Raw genomic sequence first — 12,875 nt, 5'->3', positions numbered from 1 at the left:
CTTCATTCTCTTTAGTTTCTTGGATTAGGTTTCATTCCCGCAGATATTACATCACTCGGAATTTGTATGGCGCGTCTCGGATCGTCTGCCTTCAACTCATCCGTCACGCTTACTGTACCTGAGTTACTGATAAAACGGCGATATACCACAATTCCATAGCGTTTGATGTCAAACCAACGAAGGCCTTCATGCAAGGTCAGTATTCGTCTGGCATGAAGCACACAATGAATGAGATTTTCCTGTGTCGCATCCGCAATAGAAAAATCAGGGTGCAGTTCTTTTTTCACAGTAGGTTCCAGCGGTTTATAATAACCCATATTTCCGTAATAATTATTGATGGCATCCACGGTAAGAAGAGTTGTGGATCTGGTGTAAGCAGACTGCCAAACATTTAGATCGGCAATAGCCTGTGGATAAAATCCGGCACCTTTCATTATATATGCCTCAGCACGACAAAGTAACGTCTCATCCGTAGTAAATGCCGCATTGATAATATGACCATTAATTGTTCCTGCCACAGGATCAACGACTTCCTGGTATTCGGCAACTTTCCGCAACATCACCTTAGTAGGCAATGAGCTGGAATTGCTCCAAGGAAACATATAATAAACATTTGATTCCTTGGCAGGACTATAATTCCCCCAAGGACCATTGGAACGGCAAGTCTCTACAGCTACAAGCGGCCCATGAGCATAGCGCTCACCACGACCGTAAGGATCGACATTGAATCCCCAGTAAGAATTTGTACTGACCAACAACAGATTAGCATTATTATCAGCAGACACATAAGAATTAGGCAGAATATCCTTGTCCAGATCAAGTTCTCCTAAAGAAGCCCAATCACGAACTAAAGTTGACGGATTATTACCTAAAACTTTATCAGCATATTTAATTACATTATCGTAATTCGATTTGTCCGGCTGCACATAATACAGATAGAACCGGGCAGCAAGTGCATAAGCAGCCTTTTTTGTGAAATGATATTTAGGAACTGAATATACATTATCGCTAATCAACTCCACACCTGCCAATAAATCAGATTCAATGTTTTTATAAACAACTTCCAAAGTACCACGTTCATAATTGGGGCTGACAGTTGTTTCAATGTCTTTCATGTATGGAATACCCAAATCTGTCTTTGCTGTTGTACCATATGCCTTACAAAAAATATTTGCCAACAAAAAATGGGCATAAGCTCTACATACCAAAGCTTCCCCTTTGACAGCATTCAAAGAAACAGGATTTCCCGCATCCTCTACCGCTTTCAAAGCTTGGTTACAAGCAGATATTGCAATATAACAAGACTCCCACAAAGCCGCAGGCGAGTCTTGATCCTGCTCCGCAGTACTTTCCCATTTGTAGAGATCCTCCAACAAGCGATCAGAACTAAAATTGTTCGGATAAGCATCCGTATTATCAGAAGAGACTTCACCAATCTCACAAATCGCAGTAGTAGGATATGCCGATACCAGAATTTTACCTACATTATCCGGATTCAGTTCAGTACGGTTATCAGGAAGCTCATCCAAAAAGTCGGCACAAGACGATAATCCGAATGTAAAGACTGTAACCAGACTGGTCCATATGATATATTTCTTCATTTTCATTTCTGTATTATTAGTTAAAGTCCAAATCTTAAAGTCAACGTAAACTGACGGGGAACCGGAGAAGCAACACCGCCTGCATTAAAGAATTCCGGATCTTGTCCATTCAATTTTTTATCCGCATAAATCAGGAATAAGTTAGTAGCCTGTAGTTTGAGTGACAAATCAGAAAGTTTCAGATTTGAGATCCATGATTTCGGGAAGTCATAAGAAAGAGAAATCTCTTTCATCCGAATGAAATCACCTTTGGCAATACGCTCTGTCGAATAATTGTATGCATTATAACCATATCTGATATCTTTATTGCTGTCATAATCACGCTTATTCACGATAGCAGGGATATTTGTCTTATTTTCATCTCCCGACAAAGTCCAGCGATTCTTAAATTCACGCGTCATAGAAGTCAAGTCCGAATATCTTGCGTTAAATACAGGATTCAAACGAATTACATTACCAAAAGAATAAGTAATGAACATATTTAAACGGAATCCCTGATAAGTGAAAACATTCCCCAAGCTACCTGTAAATGTAGGGTCTGTCGGCCCTTCATATTTCAAATAATCCGTTTTCTGACGTTCCTGGAAATTTATACTTGTACTTGTAACTTCACCTTTCTCATTAAGCACCAAAGGAGCTCCGTTCTTATCTAATCCTTCAAAAGGAATAGAGAATAATCCACGCACCGGATATCCTTGCTTGGCAAAGCCGCTGCCTGATACAAGATCCATTACTTTCGCGTTCTGCCGCAATTCGGTTACTTCATTTTTGGTATGGGAGAAAATAAAGTCAGTATTCCATTTAAAAGTCTTGTTCTGAATGTTTCTGGTAGAAATAGAGAACTCAATACCTTTTGACTCCATTGAAGCAATATTGGCGTATTTCAAGATTTGTCCACCCACCCCTTCAGTATTCACAATACCGATCAAGTCGTAGTTGTTACGCGTATACCAATCTATTGCGAAGTTAATCCGGTTGTCCAGGAAGCCCATATCGGCACCAATATTCAGCTCATGCTTCTTTTCATATGTCAATTCACTATTTTCCAGCTCTTTGATATTCAGTCCGAGTTCCTGAATATCGGTAAAGGGGCGGTATGGAGAATAGCTGGTGATAATTGCTTGTGAGTTGGTCACATCCGCCGGACCGCGGTCGGCAGTCAGCGAATAAGAGGCTTTTAATGTAAAATGCGAAAGAACGGATTTTAACGATTCAAAAAAGGCTTCTTCGTGTGCATTCCATGCACCGGATACATTCCATGTAGGCAGCCAACGGGAAGAACGACTCCGTCCCATACGATTGGTTCCTTCATAACGCACTGTGCCATTCAATGTATATCTTCCTTTATAGGAATAAGTAGCATTGGCAAAGAAAGCGACACTACGACTGCGTGTCCGGTTCAAAGAATAGTAATCAGTACCATCTTCAATTCCTTTCTTGAAGAAGTCATAAACATAATAAGGGATTTCGCCCATTCCATATTGCATTCCCCAACCTTGAAAGTAGCTTCTTGAACGATCGGTGGAGTTAATCTCTGTACCGGCAAAGAAATTGGTGATATGAGTATCCTTAAACACATGGTTCCAGCTTGCCGTCGCCCGGAAATCGTACCCTAGCATTTTATAGTCTCTACGTTGATAAATACCTCCTTCAGGCAAAATTGTGATAGGCAAAGCATACGGATTGTCAGGATTGGTGTAAAGGAACGGATTCCTATCCATGATAGTCTTATCATCCAATCCTGCACGATAAGCTTCTGCTTGATTGGAATCATCCTTAATATTATGTTCCTGCGAAGTTCCCTGGTATTTTACCGCCCCCAATGCACTCAGTTCCAGTCCGGGAATGACTTTCCATTTCAACTCTCCCTGAAATTTTACATCGGCAATATTCAAATCCATATAGTTGTTATTCAACTCATTCAAAATATTGAATGGAGAATAATTACTGGTATAATATTCATTCGGATCAAGCGTACGTGAAGTGTTCAACGCATAAGAATAGGGATTAATATCAAAATCACGTTTCACTTGACCGCTTACTGCGTCTATATCCTGCCCCAATGTACCTGGTGCTTTCTGCTTGCGATAAGAAGCGTTGGAAATCAAATTGATACTCAAGTTCTTTAGAATGTTATACGTAGTATTCAGGTTGGCAGTATAGCGGTCTACAGAACTCTGTTTGTACCATCCCGGATCATGCATCACACTCATAGAAGCATAAAATGAGGATTTCTCGGTTCCTGTACTAATACTGACTGAATGATTCTGACTGATAGCGTTGGAAAAAAGCTCCGAGAACCAGTCTGTATTCCTCATTTCGGCAGCACGCAGATAGGTATTTTTGGCAGCATCGGTATTAGGCATCATAAACTGTCCGGTATTCGGATCATAAGTATTGAGCAACTGATACATTCTTCCATAGACACCACTTTCTGCATTACGAGCTGTTTCCGCAAAGTTAAGCCACCCCTTTTCCTGCATTTCTTTATAAACCCCCATCTGTTCCTGGGAATTCATGATATTGAAATCATTATAACTCGGTATCAAGCGAGTCGTAAATTCGCCCGTATAGCTAATTTTACTGACCCCTGCCCTACCTTTCTTAGTAGTTACAACAATCACACCCGCCATAGCCCGCGCACCGTAAATAGAAGTGGCAGAACCATCCTTTAATATTTGAAAACTCTCGATGTCGTCAGCATTCAAACCAGCTATTGCTGAACTAATCAAGGTTTCAGCATCACCCGAAGAAAGCTGGTCGGCGCTAACTTCCACCGCATCTTCCATAATAACTCCATCTACTACCCATAGCGGTTTGGAACTACCATAAATAGAAGTGGCACCACGAACCCGGATTTTGGGAGCTGTCCCAAAGGTACCCGATACATTCTGAACCGATACACCAGCTGCACGTCCTTCCAAACCACGGCTAATATCAGCCAAACCGTCCAGTTTTACATTATCTGCCGAAAGTTTACTGGCAGCTCCCGTAAACAGACGCTTGTCCATTCTTTGCATACCAGTAACAACAACTTCCTGCAATACTTCTGCATCAGATTTCATAACTACTCTAATCGGAGTGGACTTTATTGCAACCTCTTGCGTCTGCATCCCGATGTAGCTGATTTTCAAAGTTCTTGCAGAACTTAATATTAAAGAATATTTGTTTTACAGATTCAAGAACAACTGTCAATATAACCATCTTAGCATCAAAGTGTCAAAATGACATTCACTATCGCTTGTTTTGCCAATATTTCAGTATAAACGCAACATGCAAGATGAAAAAAGTAATCATTTAAGTATCAAAAGAACAATGACGCATATTGACTGTCAATTATTATGTTAATATAAATAGAAAATTCTGTTCTATGTGTGAAAAGAGAATGTAAATTCTTCAATACTGGTTTAATTTGTCAGCTTTGTCTGTTTGTTTGGAGACAGCAGGTAGAAAAAACGAAAGTTGCTTTGTAGCTTTTCCAGTTCTTTATCAATATAAAAATGAGAACAATCGTTTCATTTCCTTATCTTCCGAATGTTTCAAATGCATATATCCTATCCTACTCAATCTTTTTCTATATCGAGGACTTATGAGAAAACACATGTTACTTATAATTGTATTTATATCGCATTATGACAGAAATATTCATTTTACGCCATCTCTTTAAGTCCTCTAGTCCCTATTTGCACATTTCAGATTTAGGGAAATGTATTTAATATTCAAAGTTGCTATTTTTTATCCAGTACCGGCCTTCTTGCAAACTGCCAAATCTTAATGCCCCTAAAAAAATGAACACCAATTTTCCATATAATTAAATTCTCTTCTCAAACTATATTTAATGCTTTTTGCTCTCATAAAGCAACACCTTTCCTGCTTAAAAATAACAATATGCTACCAAATACATGAGATACACTTCCTACGAAAGGCCTTTATTGTTCAATGTATTGCAAATTATCTTGCAAATAGATTGATATTTTTTTTATTGTTTTGCTTTGTTTTTAATAAAATGTGCTTATTTTTGCAAAAACCTATAAACGAATAAACAACTATTGTATAAACTAAATATTTAGGGAGCGTATGAAAAGAAGATTTGTGTTGTTATTGGCCTGCCTATTGGCAGGAATCGGTCTGGCGATTGCTCAAACACCTAAAACAGTCACAGGTGTTGTCATTTCGGAAGAAGACAACCTGCCTGTTGTGGGGGCATCCGTACTAGTGAAAGGCACGTCTATAGGAACTACCACCAACATGGATGGAAAGTTCACTATCAGCAACGCACCAAGTTCTGCAAGTACTTAACCACTGTTTAATATGCCCCTATAGCAAATACAGACTAAACCTTTCGCTCCTGTCTAGTAATTATACGATAGATTATTTCTACTAAAAAAGAATGGGAACTCCCATATAATTACAGGAATCCCCACTTTTCTACTATTTTCAGTTCTTATATCAGATACTAATATGCTACCGAAAGCGGAGCACGCAATTTTTGAGAATATTCAGCCATATATTTATTCCATACATCAGCCGTTTTGATGGCAGCTTTATCCCAGGCAGAGCCCCAGTAATAAGTATATTCAGAACCCGGTTCATATTCACTGATAGCCAGCACATGACCGTCGGCTCCACCACGTTCTTTCTTCTCCTTTTCCGAGAGAAGGACTACTTTAGCTTCTTTTACTTGCGCGGGGAATGCGGCACCGACAAATATCTTACCATTTGCACCGCTACGGTCGGTTGTAGGGTCTACGTAGGTGATATAGCCGTTAGCGGCATCTGCTACAACTGCACCGTCCGATTCACGCAGGACAAGTCCGGTAGCTACGGGCATAGCTTCTTTCAGATTGGTGTATGAAATAACCGCCTTGTTGAGGTATGAGCCAGCATCCAGGGAGATGACACGTGTTTCTACTACGTTAGAGTCACCACGAACTACCAGCGGATTGAATTCCAGTTTTACAGTAAAACGTAATGGGCCGTTATCAAGGATTTCCTGAGTACGATAGCAGTAAGGATAGATAATTGTGTCACCTGCCATCAAAGCAGCCGTACCGCCACCCAATGTAGGACCTACGGCGTAGCAGTCCATTCCGTAACCATGATCAACATGGTAAGAGATAGAACGTCCCAATTCGCCAGCCGCTTTCGGGTCTGTTTTTCTCAGTTCAGCTATCTTGGCACGCTTTTCGGGGTTCAGTTCTTCGGCGTACATAGATTCCAGAATCGGCTCCGTAGTGTTGTACTTCGTGAAAATATCGTAGCCGAAGCCGCGTTCGTTTCTAGCCTGCAAAGCAGGGCCATAGGCACGGAAGCCTACGAGGTCGTTCTCCCAGGCAACGTCGTCGAGGCGTTCGGGATAATATTTACCACAGGCAATCACATTGAAAGGTTCCGGGGTGCCCGGTTGGATAGTGTAGGTGGCTGTGCCGTTTGCTTTCACCGTAGCAGGGAAAACAACCTTTTCATCATAGGTCACTTGGTAAGGTACTTGCTGACCATCAGCGTCAAGTACTACAATTTGTGCTGTGTCTGCCAGTTGCAGTTTTGCAACGACATCGCTCATTGGCACTTCAACCATCTCCCTTGCGCGTTCCAAAGCCAAAGGATTGGTCACGGTGACCGTCATTGACTGTTTGCTGTCGGCACAGGAAGAAAAAGCCATCAAGGCAACAGCAATCAGAATAAATATCTTTTTCATGATTGATTCTTATTAAATAAAAATAAGGTGACAGATGAAAAGAGGATGCTCTTTGCCATTCTATCACCTTATCGGATTAGCTTTCTATCTTGTATTATTTCGGTTGTTTTCCGATATAAGCAAGGATACCACCGTCTACGTAAAGAACGTGACCGTTAACTGCATTGGATGCTTCAGAAGCAAGGAATACAGCAGGACCTGTCAGTTCTTCAGGATCCAACCAACGGCCAGCCGGAGTCTTAGCGCAGATGAATGAATCGAACGGGTGACGGCTTCCGTCTGCCTGCGGCTCACGAAGAGGAGCAGTTTGCGGAGTAGCGATGTAACCCGGGCCGATGCCATTACACTGGATGTTGTATTCACCATATTCAGAGCAGATGTTACGAGTCAGCATCTTCAGACCACCCTTAGCGGCAGCGTAAGCAGATACAGTTTCACGACCCAGTTCGGACATCATAGAGCAGATGTTGATGATCTTACCGGCACGTTTTTCCATCATTGCAGGCAGAACAGCTTTAGCAAGGATGAACGGAGCGTTCAGGTCGATGTCAATCACACGACGGAAATCAGCAGCTTCCATTTCGTGCATAGGAACACGACGGATAATACCTGCGTTATTTACAAGAATATCAATTGTACCAACTTCTTTGGCAATAGAAGCAACCATAGCCTGAACAGCCGGTTCGTCTGTTACGTCACATACATAACCGTGAGCTTTGATACCTTTGTCTGCGTAAGCAGCCATACCTTTGTCTACCAACTCCTGATTGATGTCGTTAAAACAAATAGTTGCGCCTTGTTCTGCATAAGCAGAAGCGATAGCAAAACCGATACCATAAGAAGCACCTGTAACGAGAGCTACTTTACCTTTCAAAGAAAAATTCAAATACTGATTCATAATTTTTTTGTTATTAAATTAGGAAAACTTATTGTAGTTGTTTATTTCAAATCTGTTATTAATGAGAAGTCCTGGTCGCCGTAGTCGAGGTTCTCGCCGCCCATACCCCAGATAAAGGTATAGTTGTGGGTAGCGGCAGCCGAGTGGATAGACCATTCGGGCGAAAGAACTGCCTGGTCGCCCTTCATCCATACGTGACGCGTTTCGCCCACTTCGCCCATGAAGTGGCAGATAGCGTGGTCTTCGGGGATTTCGAAATAGAAATAGGCTTCCATACGACGGCTGTGTACGTGGGCAGGCATGGTGTTCCACACGCTTCCCGGAGCCAGTTCGGTCATACCCATCTGAAGTTGGCAGGTAGGCAATACCTGATTCACCAGCATCTTGTTGATGTTACGGTGGTTGGAACCTTCCAGTGAGCCCATTTCGGCTACTACTGCGTCGGCTTTCGTCACTTTACGGTCGGGGTAGTTACGATGAGCGGTCAGTGAGTTGAAGTAGAATTTGGCGGGATGCGCAGCGTCTTTGCTTTCGAAAGTCACTTCACGGTCGCCCGAGCCTAAATAGAGGGCTTCTTTATAATCAAGTTCAAATTCAGCGTCGCCTGCCTTTACGATACCGGGACCACCCACATTGTAAATACCCATTTCGCGACGGGTCAGGAAGAAAGGAGCTTTCAGCGGGTCTATTGCTTCGAGCGTCAGCACTTCGCCTACGGGAAGGGCTCCACCTACTACCATGCGGTCGTACATGGAATATACCATATTCACTTCATTGGGGACAAATATCTTTTCGATTAAGAAATCTCTGCGGATTCTTGTAGTATCATAACTTTTTGCATCCTCTGGATGCGCAGCATAGCGAATTTCATAGTTCGTTTTCATACCTTATTTATTTATAGTTATTGAATAAATTCTCTTTCTACGTGTACGTCGTTTACGTACACGATGCAAAAATAGCAAAAGAAAACGGGTTTACCTTGCAATTTTGTTCCAATTATCCACCAAAAATGTCCATAATTGTTGCAATGTACACTTTTTTAACGAACTATAATACGATTCGAAAGAGATTTTCACCTAATGAAAGGAAAAGCAAGAGAGGTTTAGATTTTTTTTCAGAGTCGGGGAGATAAAGACATAAATGATGAAAGATGTGAAGTGGGATTGCTTTATTATTCCCCTAATTATAAGTGGGCTATACCGTTAAAATTCTATAAATGGAATGCGACGGATTATAACACTAATTATTATATATTAGCTTTGCAAAGGCTTTAATAGTCAAGTATAGCAACAAGAACAACAATATATGCAACTTATGGCGATTTACATGAGGATATCCCAGGATATACTTAGAAAAACAGGTGTAATATGCATCTGTGCTTTTTTATGTATCACCCTGTGCCATGCCCAAATAAAAAACATTACCGGTATCGTTATTGATGAGGAAAGTGGAGAACCGCTGGTCGGCGCTTCCGTCATCGTAAAAGGGAGCCAGCAAGGTTGCATATCCGATTTGAACGGGAGATTTACTTTCCACCAACCGCTTTCCGAACAACAGGTTTTAATTGTTTCTTACATAGGTTATCTGACCACTGAAGTACCCGTTCGTCATAAGATGATGGAAATCCGGCTGCGGCAGGATATGCATGAGCTTGACGAAGTAGTGGTACAGGTTGCTTATGGCACGGCGCAGAGGAAATCTATTACGGGGGCTGTATCCGTAGTGGACAGCAAGCAAATCGAGATGCGTCCGGTCAGTTCGGTGACTTCGGTATTGAACGGGTTAGTGCCGGGCGTACAGATAATGGACGGAATCGGTCAGCCGGGAAAGGAAGCGGAAGTGCGCATAAGGGGATATAGTTCGATAAACGGGAGCAATAAGCCGCTTTTTGTTGTAGACGGTATGCCTTATACGGGGTGGATAACGGATATTAATCCGGCAGATGTAGAAAGTGTAAGTGTTCTCAAAGATGCTGCTTCGTGTGCGTTGTATGGTAGCCGTGCTTCCAATGGGGTGATTCTAATCACTACGAAGAAGGCTAAGAAACAGGGAGTATCGCTTCAGTTGGATATTCGTCACGGTTTCAGTGCACGGGGACAGGGGGATTACAAGCGGATGAATGCCAACCAGTTTATGGAAGCCATGTGGCAGGGATACCGCAATCAGCTTATCAGTAACGGAAGTACGCCGGAAGAAGCCACAACGGCTGCTAATAACGAGCTTATCAACAGAATAGGAATCAACATCTACAATAAAGCCGATAATGCGCTTTTTGATGAAAACGGGCATTTGGTTGCCGATGCGCAGATATTGGATGGATATAAGGACGATTTGGACTGGTACAGCCCCTACACACGCACCGGACATCGGCAGGAATACAATCTGAGTGGAGAATCCGGTAATGAAAGGAATCGGGTACGTTTCTCGTTGGGGTATCTTGATGAGGACGGATATACTAAAAAAAGTGATTTCAATCGTCTGAGTGGGCTACTTAGCGCGGACTTTACTCCACGTTTGTGGCTCAAAACCGGGCTGTCGCTCGCAGGAACGCATCAAAAGACGAATTGGGACATGGGAGGCGTTGGAAGCACACAAGCCGCTTACTTGACGAATGCTTTCTACTTTGCACGAAGAATGGCTCCTATTTATCCGGTACATCTTCACTATACAGAGGATATATTTGCCGGCGATGGTTCGTTGCTTCATGCCAAAGGAGATTATATACTGGATTCAGAGGGTGGAAAGCAGTATGACGATGGTTCGACAAGTCGTTCGGAAGCAGATGTTTCCAGCAACGGTCACCATCTGATATGGGAAAGCGAAAAGAATAAGCTTTGGAATACAGCCAACACACTGCAAGCGAATGCTTACGCGGATGTCTCTTTCCTGCGTGATTTCACGTTCTCGCTGAGAGGGAATATCAGCCTGCGCAACACGGAAGACCGACAGTACGACAATGCAGAGATAGGAAATTACAAAGGCACAGGATTTATCAGCAAAATCGGCCAGAAATACAAAGAATATACCCTGCAAGAGATACTGACATGGAAACGTTCGTTCGGAAAGCATTTCATTGAGTGGATGGCGGGGCATGAGAATTATGATTATAAGCTGAACTTCGATGCTACCCAAAAGAAGAATGAGAACTTTCCCGGAGTAGATGAGTTGTCGAACTTCACCACAACGACTTATAATGAAGGGTACAAGGATACATACCGCACGGAAGGTTACTTCACGCGTGCGCGTTACGACTATAATGATACTTATTTCGCCGAAGCGTCTTTCCGCCGCGATGGCTCTTCCATCTTTCATACAGACCACCGTTGGGGTAACTTTTGGAGTGCAGGCGTAGGATGGATGCTTTCTAATGAAGCAATTTTGAAAGAAGTATCATGGCTGGATCGTCTCAAATTGCGGTTCTCTTATGGACAAGTGGGTAATGACAACTTTGGAAGCAACAACGGTTTGTATCAATGGATGCCCCTCTACGGCTCTACCGTCAACGGTGGGGAAGCCGCCTACTATAAGGTTCAGAACGAGAACCCGGAGTTGAAATGGGAGACAAATTCTTCACTGAACATAGGTTTGGAAACCCGTTTATTCAACCGTGTCAATCTAAGTTTCGAATACTATGACAAACGTTCCAACGATTTGCTGTTCAAGTTTATTCAACCCTTATCTGCCGGTGCTACGGACTCGTCAACAGGCTTATCGACCGTTTGGCGAAATATCGGAGATGTTTCCAATCGTGGATGGGAGTTCAGTATCGACGGAGATGTGTTCCGCAACCGGGAATGGGAATGGAATGTAGGGCTGAATCTTTCCAAAGTGAAGAATAAAATCGGAAGACTGCCGGATAAAGACCGTGAAGAAGGTATTGTCAACGGGGATTATCAGAAGTTCAAGGAAGGACACAGCATCTATGAGTTCTGGCTGTACCAATATGCAGGTGTAGACCAAATGACAGGACGAAGCGTTTATCTTCCTGATTTCGAGACTTATTACATTGCCGGAGAGGATGGAAAAACACCTGTGAACGGGGAAGAAAGCATAGAAGGAAAGAATCCTATCCCAACAAATAGCTGGGTAGATATTAACGGACAATACTATACCGGAGACCCGCGATATGCACGCAAAGACTGGTCGGGCAGCTCATTGCCCAAGATAAACGGTTCGTTCCAGACTTCCCTGCGTTGGAAAGACCTTACGCTGTCCGCCTTGATGGTTTTCAGTTGTGGTTCTAAAGTGCTGGACCAGCCTTATCAGGCATTGACATCCGTAGGCGTACATGCGCTAAGTACCGACCTGCAAAATGCATGGAACGGTATCCCCGAAGGCATGACTGAAACGTCACCGAACCGTATCAATCCTTCGGGTATCCCACAAGTGAACCTCGATGCCACCGTCAATGGATATAGCAATCAGAAAGCATCTACACGCTATATCGTAAGCGGTGATTACTTGAGTATAAAGAACATCACTCTCGCCTATCGTCTGCCTACCGCATGGAGCAAGCGGCTGACACTCGGAACAATACGTGTACATGCCGCCGTGGAGAATGCCGCCCTGTTCAGCAAGCGCAAAGGGCTGAATCCTATGCAGACTTTTAACGGGATAGTCAATAATTACGCGAGTATCTCCCGTGTTTTCTCATTCGGAGTCAATATCAACTTATAAT

The 12,875-nt window shown here is 42.8% G+C and carries 7 protein-coding genes; 2 read left to right on the top strand and 5 right to left on the bottom strand.

The features are described from left to right. Positions 1-11: 11 nt before the first annotated feature. Both HC965_RS05205 and HC965_RS05200 read right to left on the bottom strand, forming a co-directional pair. Complete coding sequence (locus HC965_RS05205; protein WP_191030454.1) at positions 12-1,607, bottom strand: RagB/SusD family nutrient uptake outer membrane protein; 1,596 nt, start codon at positions 1,605-1,607, stop codon at positions 12-14. Between the two features lie 14 nt (positions 1,608-1,621). Then, positions 1,622-4,756 carry a SusC/RagA family TonB-linked outer membrane protein gene (locus HC965_RS05200; RefSeq protein ID WP_191030734.1) on the bottom strand — a complete coding sequence of 1,045 codons (3,135 nt, stop codon included), beginning with the start codon at positions 4,754-4,756 and terminating at the stop codon, positions 1,622-1,624. A gap of 922 nt (positions 4,757-5,678) precedes the next feature. Here HC965_RS05200 and HC965_RS05195 point away from each other — a divergent pair. Then, a complete protein-coding gene (locus HC965_RS05195) occupies positions 5,679-5,900 on the top strand; it encodes a carboxypeptidase-like regulatory domain-containing protein (RefSeq protein ID WP_191030453.1) in 222 nt (73 codons plus the stop codon). A gap of 157 nt (positions 5,901-6,057) precedes the next feature. Here the strand turns inward: HC965_RS05195 and HC965_RS05190 are convergent, their stop codons facing one another. The 3 genes from HC965_RS05190 to kduI form a co-directional block, all read right to left on the bottom strand. Continuing rightward, positions 6,058-7,299: a DUF4861 domain-containing protein gene (locus tag HC965_RS05190; RefSeq protein ID WP_191030452.1), complete on the bottom strand. Its 1,242-nt coding sequence runs from the start codon at positions 7,297-7,299 to the stop codon at positions 6,058-6,060. Between the two features lie 94 nt (positions 7,300-7,393). Further along, positions 7,394-8,197 (bottom strand): gluconate 5-dehydrogenase, encoded by an 804-nt coding sequence (locus HC965_RS05185; protein ID WP_191030451.1) that lies wholly within the window; start codon positions 8,195-8,197, stop codon positions 7,394-7,396. Positions 8,198-8,238: 41 nt separating this feature from the next. Beyond that, a complete protein-coding gene (kduI, locus tag HC965_RS05180; protein WP_004307807.1) occupies positions 8,239-9,081 on the bottom strand; it encodes a 5-dehydro-4-deoxy-D-glucuronate isomerase in 843 nt (280 codons plus the stop codon). A 442-nt stretch (positions 9,082-9,523) separates the two neighbouring features. Between kduI and HC965_RS05175 the strand changes: the two genes are divergently transcribed. Then, entirely contained in the window at positions 9,524-12,874 is a 3,351-nt protein-coding gene (locus HC965_RS05175; RefSeq protein WP_223854720.1) for a TonB-dependent receptor, read from the top strand. Position 12,875: the final 1 nt, after the last annotated feature.

The sequence above is a fragment of the Bacteroides sp. GM023 genome (genome assembly GCF_014750685.1).
In the GTDB taxonomy this organism is placed as follows: Bacteria; Bacteroidota; Bacteroidia; order Bacteroidales; family Bacteroidaceae; genus Bacteroides.
Note: the sequence above shows the minus strand (reverse complement) of the source record. Positions and strands in the feature narration are given on the sequence as shown.